This is a genomic window from Sulfitobacter sp. PS-8MA, assembly GCF_040933935.1.
Taxonomy (GTDB): domain Bacteria; phylum Pseudomonadota; class Alphaproteobacteria; order Rhodobacterales; family Rhodobacteraceae; genus Sulfitobacter.
Genome location: NZ_JBFQYJ010000007.1, coordinates 787,945 through 808,902, shown reverse-complemented (window position 1 = coordinate 808,902; position 20,958 = coordinate 787,945). Strand labels below are relative to the sequence as shown.

General features: G+C 65.2%; 19 protein-coding genes. 8 read left to right on the top strand and 11 right to left on the bottom strand.

The genetic code is table 11. The features are described from left to right. Positions 1–195 precede the first annotated feature (195 nt). The 4 genes from AB4M76_RS17495 to AB4M76_RS17480 form a co-directional block, all read right to left on the bottom strand. Complete coding sequence (locus AB4M76_RS17495) at positions 196–540, bottom strand: hypothetical protein (protein WP_368443289.1); 345 nt, start codon at positions 538–540, stop codon at positions 196–198. A 110-nt stretch (positions 541–650) separates the two neighbouring features. Beyond that, positions 651–1,523 carry a 50S ribosomal protein L11 methyltransferase gene (locus AB4M76_RS17490; protein ID WP_368443287.1) on the bottom strand — a complete coding sequence of 291 codons (873 nt, stop codon included), beginning with the start codon at positions 1,521–1,523 and terminating at the stop codon, positions 651–653. 82 nt (positions 1,524–1,605) lie between these two features. Then, the gene (locus AB4M76_RS17485; protein WP_368443285.1) at positions 1,606–2,838 is read right to left on the bottom strand and encodes an MFS transporter; all 1,233 of its coding nucleotides are present in this window, start codon (positions 2,836–2,838) and stop codon (positions 1,606–1,608) included. A 304-nt stretch (positions 2,839–3,142) separates the two neighbouring features. Next, positions 3,143–5,332 carry a primosomal protein N' gene (locus tag AB4M76_RS17480; protein WP_368443283.1) on the bottom strand — a complete coding sequence of 730 codons (2,190 nt, stop codon included), beginning with the start codon at positions 5,330–5,332 and terminating at the stop codon, positions 3,143–3,145. 122 nt (positions 5,333–5,454) lie between these two features. Here AB4M76_RS17480 and fsa point away from each other — a divergent pair, with 122 nt between their 5' ends. Beyond that, a complete protein-coding gene (gene fsa, locus AB4M76_RS17475) occupies positions 5,455–6,108 on the top strand; it encodes a fructose-6-phosphate aldolase (protein WP_368443281.1) in 654 nt (217 codons plus the stop codon). 55 nt (positions 6,109–6,163) lie between these two features. On the opposite strand, the gene AB4M76_RS17470 is transcribed toward fsa, so the two are convergent. After that, the gene (locus AB4M76_RS17470; protein WP_368443279.1) at positions 6,164–7,084 is read right to left on the bottom strand and encodes a nitrilase-related carbon-nitrogen hydrolase; all 921 of its coding nucleotides are present in this window, start codon (positions 7,082–7,084) and stop codon (positions 6,164–6,166) included. Between the two features lie 267 nt (positions 7,085–7,351). On the opposite strand from AB4M76_RS17470, the gene AB4M76_RS17465 reads away from it, so the two are divergent. From AB4M76_RS17465 to AB4M76_RS17455, 3 genes are all read left to right on the top strand, one after another. Next, the gene (locus AB4M76_RS17465; protein WP_368443277.1) at positions 7,352–8,059 is read left to right on the top strand and encodes a DUF484 family protein; all 708 of its coding nucleotides are present in this window, start codon (positions 7,352–7,354) and stop codon (positions 8,057–8,059) included. Positions 8,060–8,112: 53 nt separating this feature from the next. After that, positions 8,113–9,000 carry a tyrosine recombinase XerC gene (locus tag AB4M76_RS17460; protein ID WP_368443552.1) on the top strand — a complete coding sequence of 296 codons (888 nt, stop codon included), beginning with the start codon at positions 8,113–8,115 and terminating at the stop codon, positions 8,998–9,000. Between the two features lie 106 nt (positions 9,001–9,106). Continuing rightward, entirely contained in the window at positions 9,107–9,535 is a 429-nt protein-coding gene (locus AB4M76_RS17455) for a PACE efflux transporter (protein ID WP_368443275.1), read from the top strand. Here AB4M76_RS17455 and meaB read toward each other — a convergent pair. Next, on the bottom strand, positions 9,526–10,506 hold the full coding sequence (gene meaB, locus AB4M76_RS17450; protein WP_368443273.1) for a methylmalonyl Co-A mutase-associated GTPase MeaB: 981 nt from the start codon (positions 10,504–10,506) through the stop codon (positions 9,526–9,528). The genes AB4M76_RS17455 and meaB overlap by 10 nt on opposite strands. Positions 10,507–10,585: 79 nt before the next feature. Here meaB and hrpB point away from each other — a divergent pair, with 79 nt between their 5' ends. Then, positions 10,586–13,009 carry an ATP-dependent helicase HrpB gene (gene hrpB, locus AB4M76_RS17445; RefSeq protein ID WP_368443550.1) on the top strand — a complete coding sequence of 808 codons (2,424 nt, stop codon included), beginning with the start codon at positions 10,586–10,588 and terminating at the stop codon, positions 13,007–13,009. 30 nt (positions 13,010–13,039) lie between these two features. On the opposite strand, the gene msrB is transcribed toward hrpB, so the two are convergent. The 4 genes from msrB to AB4M76_RS17425 form a co-directional block, all read right to left on the bottom strand. Then, a complete protein-coding gene (gene msrB, locus AB4M76_RS17440; RefSeq protein ID WP_368443271.1) occupies positions 13,040–13,522 on the bottom strand; it encodes a peptide-methionine (R)-S-oxide reductase MsrB in 483 nt (160 codons plus the stop codon). A 68-nt stretch (positions 13,523–13,590) separates the two neighbouring features. Beyond that, entirely contained in the window at positions 13,591–14,145 is a 555-nt protein-coding gene (locus tag AB4M76_RS17435; protein WP_368443269.1) for a fasciclin domain-containing protein, read from the bottom strand. Between the two features lie 165 nt (positions 14,146–14,310). Continuing rightward, positions 14,311–15,003, bottom strand: a complete 693-nt coding sequence (locus tag AB4M76_RS17430; RefSeq protein WP_368443267.1) for an anti-sigma factor — start codon at positions 15,001–15,003, stop codon at positions 14,311–14,313. Further along, positions 15,000–15,500, bottom strand: a complete 501-nt coding sequence (locus AB4M76_RS17425; protein WP_368443549.1) for a sigma-70 family RNA polymerase sigma factor — start codon at positions 15,498–15,500, stop codon at positions 15,000–15,002. Before AB4M76_RS17425 ends, AB4M76_RS17430 begins: the two co-directional genes overlap by 4 nt. Positions 15,501–15,800: 300 nt before the next feature. On the opposite strand from AB4M76_RS17425, the gene AB4M76_RS17420 reads away from it, so the two are divergent. From AB4M76_RS17420 to AB4M76_RS17410, 3 genes are read left to right on the top strand one after another with little or no spacing between them, the layout of a single operon-like run. Continuing rightward, on the top strand, positions 15,801–17,003 hold the full coding sequence (locus AB4M76_RS17420) for an NAD(P)/FAD-dependent oxidoreductase (protein ID WP_368443265.1): 1,203 nt from the start codon (positions 15,801–15,803) through the stop codon (positions 17,001–17,003). After that, positions 17,000–17,779, top strand: a complete 780-nt coding sequence (locus tag AB4M76_RS17415) for an HpcH/HpaI aldolase/citrate lyase family protein (RefSeq protein WP_368443263.1) — start codon at positions 17,000–17,002, stop codon at positions 17,777–17,779. The genes AB4M76_RS17420 and AB4M76_RS17415 overlap by 4 nt, the downstream gene beginning before the upstream one ends. Before the next feature lie 12 nt (positions 17,780–17,791). Next, entirely contained in the window at positions 17,792–18,634 is an 843-nt protein-coding gene (locus tag AB4M76_RS17410; RefSeq protein WP_368443261.1) for an NAD-dependent epimerase/dehydratase family protein, read from the top strand. Between the two features lie 107 nt (positions 18,635–18,741). On the opposite strand, the gene AB4M76_RS17405 is transcribed toward AB4M76_RS17410, so the two are convergent. After that, entirely contained in the window at positions 18,742–20,916 is a 2,175-nt protein-coding gene (locus AB4M76_RS17405) for a thiamine pyrophosphate-dependent enzyme (protein WP_368443260.1), read from the bottom strand. Positions 20,917–20,958: the final 42 nt, after the last annotated feature.

The window sequence follows — 20,958 nt, the reverse complement described above, 5'->3', positions numbered from 1 at the left end:
TTAGCACGAAAGGCGAACATCCGCCAAGGCTTTGCGCGTGCAGCGGCTGGGGGTGCATGACTTCAGTCGGGTGGCGAGATTGAGCTGCCGGGCAGGTCGCCCCCGATATCGCGCAAAGAGGCGTCGGCCCAAGGCAAAAGCCGTAGCCGGATTCCTCCGCTACGGCCTCTTTACACTACGAAGGCTTCTTCGCGATCAGCGCAGGATTGGGCCGACCGTGCCGGCCAGCGCTTCGGTCAGCGGATCGATCGCCACCAGCTTTGCCCCGAACTGCGCGAGGCTTGGCCCATTTTGCAGCCGTGACAGCCGCTCGTTATAGGTGACCGGGCCGATCGCCGCGAGGGTGAAGGCTTTGAAGACGAAATAGACCAGAACGATCAGAAACAGCCCTTTAAAGGGAAACCCTCGGCGGGCGCGTTTGGGCAGAACCGTCATCAGCCCGTCGCGGCCGACGCGGGTGACATAGCCCTGCTCCATCTTGCGGTGCTTGCGCCCCAGCAGTTCCAGACGTTTGGTGAACTGAGCGTGATCCACGGTCATGACAGTCTCCGTCGCAAGTCGGCCCCCACCGTTTGCTGCCAATTTGACTAAAGACCAAATGTGGCAAGAAAGCGGCAAAAGGGCCGAATGCAACGAAAATGAGGCGTAAATTATGCGGTTTTTTGCAGCGTGAGCGTCGTCCAGTCACCAATGCTTTCGCGCTGCAGCAGATTGATGCCGGATCGTGCATAAACCTCGATCACCTCATCGGCCTGTTCGTTCAAGAGACCAGAGAGAATCGCATAGCCCTCAGGCTGGAGCGCTGCGGCCATATCGGGGGCCAATGCCACCAGCGGGCCTTTGAGGATATTGGCAAAGACCAGATCAAAAGGGGCCGCCTCGGCCAGGGTCGGATGGTCGAAGCCCGCCGCCTCGACGCAGATGACGCGGCCGGTGAGCCCGTTGGCATCCACATTGGCCTGCGCCACCTCGACGGCGACCTCGTCAATGTCGCTCGCCAGCACCGTCTCGGGCCAGATCCGCGCCGCGGCCATGGCCAGCACCGCGGTGCCGCAGCCGATGTCGGCGACGTTCCTGCCGTGGAACCCCTCGCCCGCCAGTCGGTCCAGCGCCTTGAGGCAGCCCAGCGTGGTGCCGTGATGCCCGGTGCCAAAGGCCATGGCGGCTTCGATCAACAGCGGCTCGCAATCTTCGGGCACCTTGTCGGCGTCATGGCTGCCGTAGACAAAGAAACGCCCGGCTTCGACCGGGGCCAATTCGCGGCGCACATGGGCGACCCAATCGGTCTCGGGCAGTTCCGAGATGGTGAACTCCTTGGCCCCCATTGCGGCGGCCAGCACGGCCAATGCGGCGGTGTCGGGTTCTTCCTCGAAATAGCCGCCGACTTCCCACAGGCCCGAGCCGTCCTCGACCTCGAAGACACCGACGCCGGTGGGCTCAGGGGTCAGCCGCTCCATCGCTTCGCCCAGAGCATAGGCGGGGTCGCGGCCTTCGAGGGTGGTCAGGGCGGTGAAAGTGGGCATGGCGCGGTCCTTTGCTGCGGTGCGGTTGGGTTTCGCCTAGGGCCGCGGGCGCGTCGGGTCAAGCCATGCTGGTCTTTGCGCGCTATTCGGCCAGCTGCGGCACGGCGCGCTGAAAGATCGTCTCATGCCCCGGCGCCGGGTGGCGCGGGATCAAGAGCGACAGCATCAGCGACACCGCCGCCATGCCCGCCGCGAGGAAGAACACGGCCGCCGGCGAGGCGAGCCACAAGAGCCCCAAGCCCACCGGCAGGAAGACCGCCGCGATATGGTTGATGGTAAAGGCCACCGCCGCCGTGGGGGCGATGTCTGCGGGGTCCGCGATTTTCTGAAAATAGGTTTTCAGCGCCAGCGCGAGGGCAAAGAACATATGGTCGAGCACATAGAGCGCCGCCGCGATGACCACGCCCCAGCCAAGGTAGTAGACCCCGCCATAGGCCAGAAAGACCATAATCAGCCCGATATATTCCACAGCCAGCGTGCGACGCTCGCCGAAATGGCCGACCGCGCGGCCCATCAGCGGGGCGAAGATCATATTGGCGATGAGGTTGATCAGATAGAGCGTGGTGATCTCATGGACCTGAAAACCAAAGCGTTCGACCATCATGAAACCCGCGAAGACCACGAAGATCTGCCGCCGCGCGCCCGACATGAATTGCAGCGCATAATAGAGCCAGTAGCGCTTGCGCAGGATCATCTTCTTGCTCTGCACGGTGGGGGATTCAAACTGCGGATAGGCGATCATCGCGGTGACGGCGATCACCACGGTGATGCCGCCGCCGATCATATAGACGATGCTGTAGCTGAGATCGAGCGTCTCCCAAAGCGCCATGATCGCCAGATAGGCCACCAAGGTGGCGAGTGATCCGGCGGCCATGAGCCAGCCGATCATCCGCGGGGCGTCTTCGATCTTGAGCCATTGCAGTTGCAGCGATTGGTTCACCGTCTCGTAGTAGTGAAAGCCGATGGAGCTGAGCATGGTGATGGTCAGGATGCCCCCCATCGAAGGGAAATAGGCCGTGACCGCCGTCGCCGCGCCCAGCAGGGTGAGGGAGACCAGACCCAGCACCTGTTCGCGCACAAACAGCAGGATGGCGATGACCCCGATGGCAAAGAAACCCGGAATTTCACGCACCGTATGCAGCAGGCCGATGTCGGACCCGTCGAAGTCTGCCACTTCGATGACGAAGTTATTGAGCAGCGCCGACCATGTGTTGAAGGCGATGGGCATGGCCAGCGCCATGAGAAACAGCAGGGCCACGGGGCGGCGCCAGAACGGCAGGCGCTTGGCCTCTTCGAGGGTGATGAAACGGGTCATGCGGATTTCAATACGCCGCGGTATCGGGGATGGCGAGAGAAAAGAGGGCAATAGGCGCCACGGCCGGGCGGCGCCAGACCGGGGACTGGCGCCGCCCGGCGGCCTTCAGGGCTCGGTGCCACCGGCCCGGACTCAAGCCGCAGGCGCCGGGCCATCGCCTGCCCGCCCCCCGGGTAGGCGATTTGGTGAGGCGGGGTGGAACCTCGCAAAGGCACATCACGGCTGCACCATAAAGTGGCATGAGGCCCCCTCGGATCGCCGACCCGCAGGCAGGCGCTGGCCCTCATCTTCTGGCCAGCCAGCCTCAGTAAAAACTCTGCGGATCGATATCCACCGCCAGCCGCAGATCGCCCTTGAGCCGCAGCGCCCCGACCCAGCGGCCCAGCGCCTCCTGCAAAGCCACGCCTTTATCCGCCTTCACCAGAAGCCGCACCCGGTGCCGCCCGCGCACCCGGGCAATCGGCGCAGGCGCGGGGCCAAAGACCTGCGCGCCCACCGCCCGCAAAGGTGCGTCATGCCGCGCTAGATGGTTGCCCAGATCAAAGACCGCCGCCGCATCGCTGCCGCTAAGGATGATCCCCGCCATACGCCCGTAAGGCGGCACCCCGGCCTGACGGCGCTCTCCGGCCTCCGCGGCCCAGAACTTCTCCTCCTCACCCGCCAAAATTGCCCGGATCACCGGATGCTCGGGCTGATAGGTCTGCAAGAGCGCCGCCCCCGGCGCTTCGGCCCGGCCTGCTCGCCCCGCCACCTGCCGCATCAGTTGAAACGTCCGCTCCGCCGCGCGCAGGTCCGACCCGGTCAGCCCCAAATCAGCGTCGATCACCCCGACCAGCGTGAGCTTGGGAAAATTATGCCCCTTGGCGACCAGCTGCGTGCCGATGATGATATCCGCCGCCCCTTCGGCGATCCCCGCGATCTCGGCCTTCAGCGCCCGCGCCGAGCCGTACATGTCCGAACTCAGCGTTGCGATCCGCGCCTCGGGCCAGAGTTCCGCAGCCTCCTCGCCCAGCCGTTCCACCCCGGGGCCGATGGGCGCAAGCTTGCCCTCGACCTCGCAAGAGGGGCAGACCTCGGGCATCGGCTTGGTCTCGCCGCATTGGTGGCAGACCAAACGTTTCAGAAACCGATGTTCCACCATCCGCGCATCACATTGGTCGCAGCCGATCTGTTCGCCACAGGCGCGGCAGAGCGTGATCGGCGCATAGCCGCGGCGGTTGATGAAAAGCATCGCCTGTTCGCCGCGTTCCAGCCGCGCATCGACCTCGCGCTTCATCTCGGGCGAAATCCACTTGTCCCCCGGCAAACCCGCCTGCCGCATATCAATCGCGCCCATCTGCGGCATCACCGCCGGGCCGAAACGCGAGGTCAGCTCAAGCCGCCGATATTTCCCCGCCTCGGCATTGGCCCAAGTCTCAAGGCTCGGCGTCGCACTGGCCAGCACCACCTGAGCCCCGCAGATCGAGGCGCGCAGCACCGCCATGTCGCGGGCGTTATAAAGCACCCCGTCCTCTTGCTTGTAGGAGGTGTCGTGCTCCTCATCCACCACGATCAGCCCGAGGTTCTGAAACGGCAGGAACAGGGCCGAGCGCGCCCCGATCACCAGTTGCGCATTGCCCTGCCCCACCATCCGCCAGATGCGGCGCCGCTCGGTCATGGTGACGCCGGAATGCCACTCGGCGGGCTTGGCGCCGAAGCGCTCTTCGACGCGGTCGAGGAATTGTTCGGTCAAGGCGATCTCGGGCAGCAGCACCAGCGCCTGCCGCCCGGCCTGCACCGCCGCCGCCACGGCTTCGAGATAGACCTCGGTCTTGCCCGAGCCAGTCACCCCGCGCAGCAATGTCGTGCCATAGGTCTCGGCCTTGATCCCCTCCCGCAGCACCGCCGCCGCCTTCGCCTGATCCTCGGTCAGCGCCTTGCCGGGCAGGCTGGGGTCGAGCGGGCGGAACGGCAAGTCACGCGGGCTTTCCTCTTCGCGCACGGCGCCTTGCTCGACCAGCCCCTTGACCACCGACGGCGTCACCCCGGCCATCTCCGACAATTCCTTCAGCGTGAAGGCCAGATCGCCGTATTCCTCCAGCACCGCCATGACCCGCTGGCGGGCGTCGGTCATGCGGCTGGGCACCCCCTCCCCAGCCCGGTAGATCTTGCGCATCGACGGCGGATCGCCCAGACCCGGCGCGCGGGTGGCGAGCCGCAGCATGGCGGGCAGCGGCGTCAGCGTATAGGCGGCGGACCGCAGCAAAAACTCGCGCATCTCTTCGCGCATCGGCGGGGCATCCAGCACCCGGATCACATAGCGCACCTTGTTGATGTCATAGTCCCCGGCCCCCGGCCCCCAGACCACGCCCATCACCTTGCGCGGCCCCAGCGGCACTTCGACGAACGCCCCCGCATGGCAGCCGCCCTCAGGCGCGCGGTAGTCCAGCGCACGGCCCAAAGGCTGGGTGGTCATCACCGACAGCAACTCGCCATGATGGTAGAATTCAGCCATGTCCGCCGTATGCTCCGCCTCGCTTGTGGGAATTGAGGCTTTAAGCATCGCAGATCATGCGGTAAAGCCAAGGCAACCGATTGCCCCCCGGGCGATCACATTCCAGACCGGAAGGAAAGCCCATGAAATTCTTCGTAGATACTGCCGAGATCGACGCCATTGCCGAGTTGAACGACCTTGGCATGGTCGATGGCGTGACCACCAACCCCTCGCTGATCCTGAAATCGGGCCGCGACATCCTCGAAGTGACCAAGGAAATCTGTGACCTCGTCGATGGTCCGGTCTCTGCCGAGGTCGTGGCGCTGGAATCCGACGCGATGATCGCCGAAGGCCGCAAACTGGCCGAGATTGCCGAGAACATCACCATCAAGCTGCCGCTGACATGGGACGGGCTGAAAGCCTGTAAGGTCCTGTCGGGCGAGGGGCATATGATCAATGTCACGCTCTGCTTTTCGGCCAACCAGGCGCTGATCGCGGCCAAGGCGGGGGCGACCTTCATCTCGCCCTTCATCGGGCGTCTTGATGACATCAACCTCGATGGGATGGACCTGATCCAGGACATCCGCGTCATCTATGACAACTACGGCTTTGACACGCAGATCCTCGCCGCCTCGATCCGCAGCGTGAACCATGTGCTCGACGCGGCCCGCATCGGCGCCGACGTGATGACCGCGCCGCCCGAGGTGATCAAGAAGCTCGCCGCGCATCCGCTGACCGACAAGGGTCTGGAGCAATTCACCGCGGATTGGAAAAAGACCGGCCAGAAGATCCTCTGAACCGGCCCTTTCTGAACAGATGACCCCCCCTGCCCCCGGCAGCGGGGGTTTTTCTTTAGGCGGCTTCGCCCTCGACCGTCAGATGATCGCCGGACCACAGGCCGGGCCGGACCTCGGCCTCCGCGGCCCCGTGACGGATGCGGCGGCATTGCCCCACCGGGATCCCCACGGCCTGCAACACCAGATCCGTGCCATGCGCCGCCGTTTGCGGCGGCAGCGCCGCATGCAACCCGTCCAGCGCCACCGAAACATCACAGGGCAGATAGACGCTGGCCCCGCCCACGCCGGTGTCCTGCTGCCAAGGCGTCAGCGGCGCACCGACAGCGCCGACACAGCAGACCGCGGTCTGCAATTCGATCGCCCGCGCCCGGGCACAGCTGAAGACGCGGTTGTAGCCGGTGATCATGTCGGTCTTGGCCGGGATGAGCACCAGATCGAGGTCCAATCCCCCCAGTTTCGACCAGAGCGCGGTATATTCCGCGTCAAGACAGACCGCGATGACACAGCGCAGCCCCTGCCATTCAAAGACATTGATCCCCGTGCCCGCGATGGTCACGCCGCTGGCGCCATTGGCCTCCAGGGGCGTGAGGCTCAGCTTGTTTTGCACCTGCAAACCGCCCTCGGGGGTCAGGAACCAGGCTTGGTTGAGGTAACCTTCGGGCGCATCGGCCGAGGGGAAGGCCACCGGGAAGGTCCCGGGCAGCAGGGCCACCCCGGTCTCGCGCACCATGCGGCGCATCTCGTCACGCGCCTCGACGGCGGTTTCGGCCAGCCAGCCCAATTGTTCTTGGGCGGGCAGCCCGGCGGGGGCAAAGCTCAGCCATTGCGCGCAGCAGAACTCGGGCATCACCAGCAGCGCCGCACCGCGGGTGGCGGCCTGTTGCAACCGTGCTTCAACCCCCGACAGCCAGCCTTGCAAAGACTCCGGCGCGACCTGAAGATTGGCCGCCCAAAGATCGACGGAAACATGTTCCATGAAAGCTTTCCTCCCCCGGCACCGGCCCCTTTGCACCGCATCCGGGGATCTGCGGCGGGGCGTTCATGGCACGCGCAGCCTTCCGGCCAAAATCCGCGCGTCGACGGGGGCCAACCCGCTTTGACCGCTTTTGTTCCGCGCCACTTCGATCTACATCCGCGAAACGCGAACTGGCACAAAGACCACAGGCCGCAGGACACCGCTTTAATTGGGGCAGATTTCACCGCCCCTTCATGCTATGACACCGCAAACCAAAATGAGACGCAGATGAGCAGCAGCCCTAAAATCGACGACGCCCTGCGCGAGGCGATCATTTCCGCGCCGGATGTTATTCTTGACGACAGCGACGTGATGCAGGCCCTGATTGCGGCCAATGAAAAGGCGATGGGCGGCAATATCGTCGATCTGCGCGGCATCGCGATGGAACGGCTTGAGACCCGCCTTGACCGGCTGGAGGACACCCACCGCAGCGTCATCGCCGCGGCCTATGAGAACCTCGCCGGGACCAACCAGATCCACCGCGCCATCCTGCAAATGCTGGACCCGGTGGAGTTCGAGACCTTTCTGCGCAATCTCGGCGGCGAAGTGGCGGATATCCTGCGCGTCGATGTGGTGAAACTGGTGCTGGAATCGGTACAGAACGACAATGACCCGGCGGTGCAGCGTTTGGGCGATGTGCTGACCGTGGCCGAGCCGGGCTTCATCGACGATTACCTAAGCCAAGGCCGCGGCGGCATGGTGCGTCAGGTGACCCTCAGGGCGCTGCAAGACGGCTCCGAGACGCTCTATGGCACCAAGGCGGGCTGGATCCGTTCCGAAGCCTGCCTCAAGCTCGATTTCGGCGCGGGCCGCCTGCCCGGGCTCTTGGTCATGGGCGCGGAAGACCCGCATATGTTCGGGCCGCAACAGGGCACCGATCTGCTCACCTTCTTCACCGGCGTGCTGGAACGTTCCATGCGCCGCTGGCTGTCTTGAGCGAGAAGGCAAATCCGCTGTTGATCAGCCCCGCGGCGCGGGATGCCTTGCAGATGTGGCTGGACCATCAGCGGGCGCTCAAGGGTGCGGCGGAAAACACGGTGACCGCCTATCAGGGCGATGTCACCGAGTTTCTCTCCTTCATGACGCTGCATAAGGGCGACAGTCAGGGCCTTGGCGCGTTGGCCAAGATCACCATCAGCGACATGCGCGCCTGGATGGCCAGCACCCGCAGCACCGGGGTCGGCTCACGCTCGGTGGCGCGCAAGCTCTCGGCGGTCAAAGCCTTCTACCGCTGGCTGGCCGAGCGCGAAGGCTTTGAGCCCACCGCCGTGCTGCTGACCCGCTCGCCGAAATTTCAGAAAAAACTCCCCCGCCCCTTGGCCGAAGACGCCGCCCGCGCCCTGATCGATTGTGTCGAGACCCAAGCCCGCGCCCCATGGGTCGCAGCACGCGATGTGGCCGTGCTGACCCTGCTCTGGGGCTGCGGGCTGCGGATCTCCGAGGCGCTGGCGCTCAAGGGCGGCGACGCGCCTTTGCCCGACACGCTGCGGATTCTTGGCAAGGGCGGCAAGGAACGCGTCGTGCCGGTGCTGCCTGCCGCGCGCAATGCGGTGGCCGATTACCTCGCCGCCTGCCCCCACCCGCAGGCGCAAGAGGCACCGCTGTTCCGCGCCATTCGCGGCGGGGCGCTGAATGCGCGGGCGGTGTCGCAGGTCATGGCCGATGCGCGGATGCAACTGGGCCTGCCGGCCAGCGCCACCCCCCATGCGATGCGCCACAGTTTCGCCACCCATCTGCTTGACGCCGGCGGCGATCTGCGGGCCATTCAGGAACTGCTGGGCCATGCGTCGCTGTCGACCACACAGGCCTATACCGCCGTCGATACCGCGCGGCTGATGGAGGTCTATAACAGCGCCCACCCCAAGGCCGGGCGCTGACCCTCTTGCACCCGGCGCGCCAATCGCCATATTGGGGCCAAGCGAGGACGACCTCCCCCCTTTGGGAAAACACTCGGGACGACCCGACCAACACCGGGACCGACCCATGCGCAAAACCGCCGACCGCATCCGCCACGCCATCAGCTTCGAAGTCTTGGCGCTTTTGATCGTCACCCCTGCCGCCGCGTTGATTTTCAACAAACCTCTGCATGACATTGGCGTCGTGACCGTGGTCAGCGCCAGCATCGCCACGGCGTGGAACTATCTCTACAACCTCGGCTTTGACCACGCGATGAGACGCTTGCGGGGGACGGTGCGCAAGACGGTGCCGATCCGGGTGCTGCATGCCATCACCTTTGAGGTCGGGCTGCTTTTCGTGCTGATGCCCTTCATCGCATGGTATCTGGGCGCGTCCCTGATGGAAGCCTTTCTGATCGACGTGAGCTTTGCGGCCTTCTACCTGATCTACGCTTTCGTCTTTAACTGGCTCTATGATGTGATCTTCCCGGTGCCGGAAACCGCCCCTCAGACCTGATCGCTGCGCAGGCGGCGGACGAATGCCGCCGCGGCCTCTGCCGGGTCGCGCGTGCCCTGGGCCACCGCATCGCTGAGCCGCGACAGATCATCCTTCGCCTGCGGTGTTTCCATCTGTGCCAGCAGCCGTTGTTTCACGTCCTGCTCAAACCAATAGCGCGCCTGCGCGGCCCGTGTGTGGTCCCAAAACCCGTTCTCGCGCCGCCAGTCGACCAATTCTTGCAGCGCCGCCCAGGTCTCGTCCAGCCCGTGTTCTTCCTGCGCCGATACCGCCAGTGCCCGGGGGTAGCCCTCGGGGTCTTGCGGGCGTTTGCGCAGCAGGCGCAGGGCGCCGGAATAGTCAGCACGGGTGCGGGCGGCGGTGGATTTCAACTCGCCATCCGCCTTGTTGATGACGATGAGATCGGCAATCTCCATGATGCCGCGTTTCACGCCCTGCAACTCATCCCCGCCCGCGGGCGCGAGCAGCAGCACAAAGGCGTCCGACATTTCCGCCACCACGGTCTCGGACTGGCCGACGCCCACGGTTTCGATCAGCACCACGTCAAAGCCCGCCGCCTCGCAAAGCCGCACCGCCTCGCGCGAGCGCCGCGCGACACCGCCGAGATGGGTCTGGCTGGGCGAGGGCCGGATGAAGGCGCGCGGCTCACGGCTGAGCCGGTCCATCCGCGTCTTGTCGCCGAGGATCGACCCGCCGGAACGGGTCGAGCTTGGGTCCACCGCCAGCACCGCCACGCGTTTGCCCTGCGCGGTGAGCATCATGCCAAAGCTCTCGATGAAGGTGGATTTCCCCACCCCCGGCGTGCCCGAAAGCCCGATCCGCAGCGCTTGGCGGTCGGTGGGCAGGGCCGCCAGCAGTTCCGCCGCCGCCGCGCGATGATCCGCGCGGCCCGATTCCACCAGTGTGATCGCCCGCGCCAATGCGCGGCGCTCGCCTGCGATGATGCCCTTGGCCAGTCCGTCGATATCCATGGCCAACTTTTGCGGGGGCGGCGCGGAATTGTCCATCCCCACCCTTGGCGCGGCCACGGCTTTGCCCGATAACTGCGCCATGTCCAACGCTGATTTCGCCCTGCCCATCGACGCCGTCCTGCCGGATGTCATCACTGCCCTGCGCGGCACGGGCTGCGTGGTACTGCAAGCGCCGCCGGGCGCGGGCAAGACGACGCGGGTGCCGCTGGCGATGCTCGACGCCGGGGTCACCCAAGGCCGCATCCTGATGCTGGAGCCGCGCCGCCTCGCCGCCCGCGCCGCCGCCGCGCGCATGGCCGAGAGCCTCGGCGAAGAGCCCGGCCAGACCGTCGGCTTTCGCGTGCGCGGGGCTTCGGCGGTATCGAAAGCGACCCGTATCGAGGTCGTCACCGAAGGCATTCTGACCCGGATGTTGCAGGACAACCCCGACCTGCCCGGCGTCGGCGCGGTGATCTTTGACGAATTCCACGAACGCTCGCTCAATGCCGATCTCGGCCTCGCGCTCTGCCTCGAAGTTGCGGGTGCCTTGCGTGACGATCTGCTGCTGGTGGCCATGTCCGCCACGCTCGACGCCGCACCGGTGGCGGAACTGATGGACGCCCCCACCGTGACCTCGGAAGGGCGCAGTTTCGAGGTGGAACCGCGCTGGCTCGACAAGCCGATGGGCAAGCAGCGGCTGGAAAATGCGGTGGCCGATCTGACGCTGAAGGCGCTTGATGAGGCCCCCGGCTCGGCGCTGGTCTTTCTGCCCGGCGAGGGCGAGATCAGGCGGGTCGAGGCGCTGCTGCGCCCGGCCTTGCCGAAGGATTGCACCCTCGCCCCGCTCTTTGGCGCGCTGGATTTCAAAGCCCAGCAGGCCGCCATCGCCCCCGCCCCGTCGGGCCGCAAGGTGGTGCTCGCCACCTCCATCGCCGAAACCTCGCTCACCATCGAAGGCATCCGCATCGTCGTCGACGCGGGCCGCGCGCGCCGGGCGCTGTTCGACCCCTCCTCGGGCATGTCGCGCTTGGTCACCGAACGTGTCACCCGCGCCGAGGCCACCCAACGCGCGGGCCGTGCCGGGCGGGTCGAGGCGGGGGTGGCCTACAAGCTCTGGACCCGCGGCGAGGAAGGCGCGCTCGCCGCCTTCCCGCCCGCAGAGATCGAGGCCGGCGACCTCACCGGCTTTGCGCTGGAACTGGCGCTCTGGGGGGCGCAGGCGGAGGAGTTGAGCTTTGTCACCCCGCCTCATGCCGGGCGGCTGGCCGAGGCGCAGGCGGTGCTACAGATGCTCGGCGCCTTGGACGACAGCGGGCGCATTACCGAACACGGGCGGGCGCTGGTCAAACTGCCGCTGCACCCGCGTCTGGCGCATATGGTCGCCCGCGGTGGGCCGCGCGCCCCGCTGCTCGCCGCCCTTCTGGCCGAACGGGACCCGATGCGCGGCGCGCCGGTGGACCTGTCGCTGCGGATGGACGCGCTGGCCGGCAAACGCACCGCCACAGCGCCCCATGCCCCGACGCTCTCCCGGATCAAGGCCGAGGCCAAACGGTTGGGGCGAAGGGCCAAGCGCGAGGGGCCGGACAGCCTCGGTGTACTGGCGGCGCTGGCCTATCCCGACCGCGTCGGGCTGCGCCGCAAGGGCGAGGCGCCGCGCTATGTGCTGTCGGGCGGCAAGGGCGCGATCCTGCCCGAGGCCGACCCGATGGCAGGCGCGCGTCTGCTGGTAGCCACCGACCTCGACGGCGACCCGCGTGAGGCGCGTATCCGGCAGGCGGCGCTGATCAGTGATGCCGAGCTGCGCGCCAGTTTTGCCGATCAGATCCACTGGCAGGACGTCTGCATATGGTCGCGCCGCGAGGGCCGCGTGCTGACCCGGCGGCAAGAGGTCTTTGGCGCGCTGGTGCTGGAGGACCGCACATGGCCCGATGCCCCCGCCGATGCGGTGGCGGTGGCGATGCTTGACGGGGTGCGGCAACTGGGGCTGAACCCCGGCAAGGCGGCGGCGCTGTTTCTGGCCCGCGCCCGGCTGATGCCCGCGCCCTTTCCCGATTTCAGCGACGCGCATCTGATGGAAACCCTCGACGACTGGCTGCTGCCGCATCTCGCAGGCGTGCGCAGCAGTGGCGATTGGAAAGGGTTCGATCTGACGCCCGCCCTGAAAGCCCGGCTGACTTGGGCGCAGCAACAGGAGTTGGACCGCGCCGCACCTGCGCATTTCGAAACCCCGCTGGGGCGGCGCGTGGCGATCGACTATAGCGGAGAGACCCCCGGCATTTCCCTGCGCCTTCAAGAGATGTTTGGTGTCACCCGGCACCCGATGGTGGGCGACCAACCGCTGCAGGTGACCCTGTTGTCGCCTGCCCAGCGTCCGGTACAGGTGACCACGGATATCCCCGGCTTCTGGGCCAGTTCCTATGCCGATGTGCGCAAGGATATGCGGGGCCGCTATCCGCGTCACCCCTGGCCCGAAGACCCGACGGTGGCGGACCCGACCCTGCGCGCCAAACCGCGCGGCAGTTGATCGGGCCAGACACCGCTGGCCGGCGCGGCTTTAGGCGGCGGTAAAGGTCAGGGATACGCCGTTGATGCAATGGCGCTTGCCGGTCGGCTCTGGCCCATCGTCAAAGACATGGCCCAAATGGCTGCCGCAGCGGTCGCAGTGAACCTCGGTGCGCCGGATGAAGAAGGAATTGTCGGGCATCGTTTCAACCGCATTGTCGAGCGGCTGGTAGAAACTGGGCCAGCCGGTGCCGCTTTCGAACTTGGTGGCGGCGTCGTAGAGCGGCTGATCGCAGCCTTTGCAATTGAAGGTGCCGGGGCGGGTCTCGTCATTCAGCGGGCTGGTAAAGGCCCGTTCGGTATCGCCTTCGCGCATCACCGCATATTCCAGATCGGTCAGCATCGCACGCCATTCGGCCTCGCTGCGGGAGATCTCGAAATCGCCCTCCACATAGGCCGCTGTCGCCCCGCGCGTGCCCAGCCCCACGGCGGTTGCGCCCAGAATGCTTGATGTCAGAAAATGACGTCTGTTCATTTTATGTCCTCCGTCGGGGTGAGCATGATGGCGGGCCGTAGGGTTTACCGCCCGCCAGATCTTAGGTCTTACTTGGGGACCAGCACCGAGTTTACAACATGGATCACCCCGTTGGACTGGTTCACATCTGCGATAGTCACACGGGCGGCATTGCCGCTTTCGTCAAGGATATAGATGTTGTTGCCCTTGACCTGAGCCGACAGCGCATCGCCCGAGACGGCGTTGAAATGGTAGAACCCATCGCTGGACGCCCGCGCCTTGGCGGCGATATCCGCGGCGGACCAGTCACCGGCCACCACATGTGCGGTCAGCACCTTGGTCAGCATGTCCTTGTTTTCGGGCTTGAGCAGCGTGTCAACGGTGCCCGCGGGCAGCGCGGCAAAGGCGTCGTTCACGGGGGCGAAAACGGTGAAGGGGCCTTCGGAGGCCAGCGTGTCCACCAGACCGGCGGCCTTGACGGCGGCCACGAGCGTGGTGTGATCGGCCGAGTTCACGGCGTTTTCGACGATGTTCCTGTTCTCGAACATATCCGCACCGCCGACCTGCGGGTTGGCGGCAATCGCGCCAGTGGCCAGAAGCGCAGCGGTGGCGGTGGCGGCGGCGAGTCTCTTGATGTTGATCATTGGGTATCCTCCTCAAATGCCCCCCGTTGTGGGCGGCGATACTGAACCCACGAAGCGAATGAGAAAGGAGTTTCAGGAAAGTTGAGAAAACTTCGAAATTCTTGTAATTGACTGTATTGATTGCGTTTTAAAAGGGCACCCGCGCCAATGCGCAGGGGCTGCCGCCTACAGTTCAGCAACCGCCCCGGCGGCCATGACCTCGCCCGTTGGCACCCCGCCCGGCGCGCCGCCCGGGGGCTCGTCGGTGATCGCCAGCGTGATCTGCGCGGCCTCGGCAGCAAGATCGGCCGGCAGGGCCACGCGGTTCACATCCGCCTCGGGCAGCACGCCCAGGGAGATCGGCGCGCGGTCGGGCAGGATCGCCCAAAGCTCAAGCACCCGCCCCTCGGGCGCGGTGCCAGAGACCCGGCGCAGGGCAATATCGCCGCGCGACATATCCATCACGGCCAGCAGTTCCAATGCGCTGTCTTCGGCCACCATGCGGGTGGCATAGACCTCATCCGCGGCCTCTTCGCCCGGCTCTTGCAGCAATGGCAGGGCAAGGAATGCCACCGTGGCAAGCGCGGCAAAGCTGATCCCCTGCCAGACCCAGAGACGCTGCATCAGCGGCAGGCGCCGCGCCGGGAAGAGCCGCGCCATCAGCACCTTGCGCGCCCGCGCGGGCGGGCTGACCGGGGCAATGTCCTCTGCCATGGCGGCGAAACGCTCCTGCCAATCGGCCACACGCCGGGCGAAGCCGCGGTCTTGCAACATACGGCTCCGGGCCGCCGCGCGCTCTTCGCCCTCGGTCAGGCCAAGCGCCACTTCGGCGGCGAGCATGTCGTCGTCCTCGGGCGGTGTGCTGGGGTGATCGCTCATAGGCTCATACACTCCCGCAGGCTCAGCAACCCACGGCGCAGCCAGGTGCGCATGGTGTTGAGCGGCACGTTGAACCGCTCGGCCAGATCGGCATAGCTGTCACCATCCAGATAGGCGCCGCGCACCGCCGCCCCCCGGTCGGCCTCCAACTGATCGAGACAATCGGTGAGCTTGGAGGCTTCCGAAGAGGCCACCGCCGATTGCTCCGGGGTCGGCCCCGGTGCCGCCAGCGCCAACCCCGGCGTGTCGATGTCCTGATGCCCCTTGCGCCGCGCGCGCAGACGGTCGATCGCGGTGTTGCGGGCAATGGTGATCAGCCAGGTCATCGGCGACAGACCATTGGCCTGATAGCGGTCCGCATTGTTCCAGATCTTGACGAAAGTATCCTGCATGGCGTCCTCTGCTGCGGCCCGTGTATCCAACACACGCAGGCTGACCCCAAAGAGTTTCGCCGACACCCGATCATATAGCGCCTCAAAGGCCGCGCGATCGCCCATCGCCACCTGCGCAATCAAGCGCTCAATCTCATCGCGGTCACTGCTCAAAGGCCACTCCCTCAGGTGGTCAGAGGATCAGGCGACACCACGTCCGCCCGCGTTTCAAAGTGAGACTCTCGCCGCAAAAGTCAACGTGGCCGCGCGTGTCTTACAGATCATCTACCACCCTGCAACATCCCCCCGCCTGCGCGCAACCCTGCGCAGAAAAAGGAAAATACACTTCTGCATTCACAGAGATTGCGGCCCTCCAATGCTTAGGCTACCCAGTTCGCAAGAGGAATGCGCAAGGGGAGAATGTGCATGGAAAACGCGTTGAAACCGTCTTATGACGTGGTGATCGTGGGGGGGGCCATCTATGGCTCGGCGCTGGCATGGTGGCTGACCAATACGCCGGGGTTTGATGGCGATATTCTGGTGGTCGAGCGTGACCCGACCTATGAATTCGCCTCGACCAGCCACACCAATTCCTGCATCCGCCAGCAGTTCAGCAGCCGCGTGAACATCCAGATTTCGCAGTTCGGGGCCGAGTTCATCAAGAACTTCCGCCACTTCATGCATGACGACCCCGAAGTGCCGGAGCTGGCCCTGCAGAGCTTTGGCTACCTCTATCTTGCCGATACGCCCGAGTTTGCCGAGACCCTGCGCGAGACACAGGCGATCCAAGCCGCGATGGGGGCACATACCAAACATATGACCGCCGAGGAACTTGGCGCCCGCTATCCCTTTTACATGCTCGACGACATTATCGCGGGCAATCACAACACGGTGGACGAGGGCTATTTCGACGGCGGCACCATGTTCGACTGGTTCAAACGCATGGCCAAGCGGCGCGGCGTGACCTTCGCCCATGACGAGGTGACGGGCATGACGCTGAACGCAGCGGGCAGCGCGGTGGAGGCGGTGACGCTGAAATCCGGCGCCAAACTGTCCTGCGGCACTGTTGTCAACGCCTCCGGCCCGCGCGCGGCGGCAACGGCGCAGATGGCGGGGATCACCCTGCCCGTGGTGCCGCGCAAACGCTACACCTTTATCTTTGACGCCGCCGAGCCGCTGGAAATGGACCTGCCGCTGACCATCGACCCCAGCGGCGTGCATATGCGGCAAGAGGGCAAATACTACATGGCCGGCTGCCCGCCGGATGAGGATGTCGATGTGGCCTATGACGATTTTGGCTTTGATCATTCCATTTGGGAGCAAAAGGTCTGGCCCGCCATTGCCACAAGGGTTCCGGCCTTTGAACGGGTCAAGGTGATCAATGAATGGGTCGGGCATTACGCCTTTAACACCGTCGATCAGAACGCGATTCTGGGGCGGCATGACAGGGTGGAAAACTTCGTCTTCATGAACGGGTTTTCCGGCCATGGTCTGCAACAGGCCCCCGCCATCGGGCGCGGCATTGCAGAGCTGATCACCCATGGCGCCTACCGCACGCTCGACCTCACACCGCTGGACTACGGGCGCATCACCCGGTCCGAGAAATTCATCGAAAGGGCCGTGATATGAAACTTCCCGAGAACAAGTTCCTCAGCGCCCTGCGATCCGGGCAAAAGCAACTGGGGCTTTGGGTCTCACTGTCGGACGGCTATGCCGCCGAGGTGGTGGCCCATGCGGGCTATGACTGGGTGATGCTCGATATGGAGCATGCGCCGAGCGATATGAAATCGGTGCTGGGCCAGTTGCAGGCGTTTTCGGGCAGTGACACCACGGCGCTGGTGCGGCCCGATTGGAACGATACGGTCAAGGTCAAACGGCTGATGGACCTCGGCGCGCCGGGGCTGCTGTTCCCGATGGTGCAAACGCCAGAGGAAGCCCGCGCCGCCGTCGCTGCCTGCCGCTATCCGCCGCGTGGTATGCGCGGGGTGGCGGGGCTGAACCGGGCCAACAACTTTGGCCGGGTCGAAGACTACTATGCCGAGGTCGAAAACCAGACCGCCATCCTGATCCAGTTGGAGACCCGCGCCGCGGTCGAGAACGCCGCCGCCTTTGCCGAGGTTGAGGGGATCGACGGCATCTTCTTTGGCCCGGCCGATATCGGCGCCGATATGGGCCATCTGGGACAGACCCTTCACCCCGAGATCTGGGAGCTGATCCGCCCGGCGGCCAAGCTGTTGATGGACAAAGGCATTCCCGTCGGCACATTGGTCACCGACCCCGATTTCGCGGCAGAGCTGCTGAACGAAGGTTTCACCTTTGTCGCCTGCGGCACCGATGCGGGCCTGCTGGCGCGCGGTGCGGATGCCTTGCAGGCCAGCGTTCACGACAAGATTTCAAAGACTTGAAAGGATAACGAGATGAAATTCAAAAAACTGGTCCTGACCGGCGCCGCCGGACGGCTGGGCTCCTACCTGCGCGAGCCGCTGGCGGCGATGTGCGAGGAATTGGTCAGCACCGACATCGCGGACGACATCGGCAAGCTCTACGAGGGCGAGCGCTACGCCAAGGCCGATCTGGCGGAATACGACCAGATCGCGCCGCTGATCGAAGGCGCAGATATGGTCGTGCATTTCGGCGCCATCGTGGATGAAAAACCTTTCATGGAGCTGCTCGGCCCGAACTTCGTCGGCTCCTACAACGTGTGGGAAGCGGCCTATCAAGCGGGCGCACGGCGCGTGGTCTATGCCTCGTCGATCCATGCGGTCGGGATGCATAAGAAGTCCGATTTCATCGGCATCGATGCCCCGCATAAGCCCGACACTTTCTACGGTCTCGCCAAATGTTTCACCGAAGACCTTGGCTCCATGTATTGGGACAAGCGCCAGTTGGAATCCGTGCATCTGCGCATCCTCAGCGCCGCACAGGTCAACAATTCCCGCGCGCTCGGCTCATGGCTCAGCTATGACGATCTGATCCATTTGGTGACCCGCGCGGTGGACACGCCCTCGGTCGGCTTCTCGGTGATCTACGGCGTGTCGAACAACGACCGCGCCCCGGTGGACAATTCCAAAGCCTCTTTCCTCGGCTACCGCCCCAAGGACAACGCCGAGCAATTCGCCGCAGAAGTGCTGGCCGAAGAAGGCCCGGTCGACATCACCGACCCCGGCCAGATGTGCCACGGCGGCCCCTTCGCCAAGGTCGATCTGGGCGAAAGCGGCGTCGCGCAGATGAAGATCGTGGACGACAAGAAAGAGACCTGAGCAGGTCCCTGAAAAGGCCGTCACGATGCTGCAACGCCCGTTGCGATCGGGACGGCCCGGCAAGCGTCGATAAGGCCCGGACCCTTGGTTCCGGGCCTTTTTGCGCCCTAGCCCAGCACGTCCTTCGCCGCCGCCACGATCCCCTCCCGCGAGGGCAGGGTCGCCGCATAGGCGGGCCCCGTGGCGATGAAACTGTCTTCTGCCGTCAGCCGCGCGAAGCGCTTCACACCACGCTCCGCCATCAGCGCCATCAGCGCCTCGGCCTGCCCGCCGGTGCGGCGGCATTCATCCACGATCAGCACCGGCCGATCCCCAATCGCCTCTAGCAATGCCGCCTCCGGCAAAGGTGCCAGCCAGCGCAGATCAATCACCCGCGCGTCCACGCCCTGTTCCGCCAAATCATGCGCCGCCTGCTGGCTCAGGTAATGGCCGTTGCCATAGCTCACGATGGCCAGATCGGCACCATCGCCACTGACGCCAACCTCGCCCAGCCCGATCCGCTGGTCCGGCGCCGGGTAGCGCCGCATCCAGCCGCCGTCCCCTTGCTCCATCAGGTCGCGCATCGGATAGAGCGCAATCGGCTCGACAAAGACCACCACCCGCTGCTCCTCACGCGCCAAGCGGTGCGCCTCGCGCAGCATCATCGCGGCCTCATCCCCCGCCGAGGGGCAGGCGATGATGATCCCCGGAATATCGCGCAGCACGGCCAGCGAGTTGTCGTTGTGGAAATGCCCGCCAAAGCCTTTCTGATAGCCCAGCCCCGCGATGCGCAGCACCATCGGGTTGCTCCACTGCCCGTCCGAGAAGAACGGCAGCGTCGCCGCCTCGCCGCGCAACTGGTCCTCGGCATTGTGCAGATAGGCAAGGAACTGGATCTCGGGCATCGGCACGAAGCCGTTATGCGCCATGCCGATGGCCAGTCCCAGAATGCTCTGCTCATCCAGCAGCGTGTCGATCACCCGGCCCGGGCCAAAGCGGCTCTGCAATTTCTGGGTGACGCCATAGACCCCGCCCTTGCGGCCCACATCCTCGCCCATCAACATGGTCTCGGCGTGCGCCAGCATCAGATCATGCAGCGCCCAGTTGATCAGCCGCGACATCGGCTGCGAGTTATCCATCTGCGCCATGTCACTGCCGAAGGTCTCGGCCCGCGCCTCGGCGCTCGGCCCGTTGCTGGGGGCGCAGGCGCGCTTGGGCGGCACAAGGCTCGCCATCACATCCGAGGCCGTCTTGAGCCGGGGGCGTTTGACCACCTCATCGGCGGCCTTGGCCACCGCGTCCTGCGTGTCACGGTAGATCGCCAGCGCCGCATCGGCGGCCATCCCCGCCTCGACCAGAAGCCGTGCGGAATGCAGCAGAGGATCATTCGCCTCATCCGCCTCGACCTCGGCCCGCGGCAGATAAGACGTCGCCACATCCGCCCCGGCGTGACCATAAAGCCGCACCGTCCGCAGATGCAGGAAAGCCGGCTTGCGGTGCACCCGCACATAATCCGCCGCCTCCTTTGCCGCAGCATATGCCGCATGTAGGTCCAACCCATCGCCTTCGAAATACTTCAGCCCCGGACGCCCCGACATCGAGGCTTTGATCCAGCCCGTCGGGGTCTTGGTGGAAATCCCGATGCCATTGTCCTCGCAGACAAAGAGCAGCGGCAAGGGCACGCCTTGCACGGCGGTCCAGGAGGCCGCATTGATCGCCCCCTGCGCGGTGGAATGGTTCGCCGAGGCATCGCCGAAACTGCACATGGCAATCGCATCGCGCGGCAGGATCGCATGTTCAGGCCGGTTGCGCCGGGCCATGCCGATGGAATGCGCCGCCCCCACCGCTTTCGGCAGATGGCTGGCGATGGTGGAGGTCTGCGGCGGGATCATCAGCGGCCGCGAGCCCAACACCTTATGGCGCCCGCCACTGGTCGGGTCTTCTGCCGAACAGGCAAAGCTCAACAGCATGTCGCGCAGCATGTCCTGCCCCTCGATCTGATCGGCGCGGGCAATCTGAAAGGCGGCATCGCGGTAGTGCAAAAAGGCGATGTCATCGACGCGCAATGCCGCCGCCACCGCCGCCATCCCCTCATGGCCCGAGGAGCCGATGGTGTAGAACCCCTGCCCCGCCTTTTGCATCACGCGGCTTTGCAGATCGAGCGCCCGGCTCAGCACCTGCGCCCGGTAAAGCTGCTCCAGCGCGTCCCGGTCGAGCGCCTTTTTGTCAGAGGTGGAAACGGGAAAATCCTCCGCCGCAACGCGACGAAGGAAGTTCTCATGAACGATTGCAACGCGGTCCATGGGGCCTCTCGGTATATAATTTCTTGCCATCGGCGAACGTAT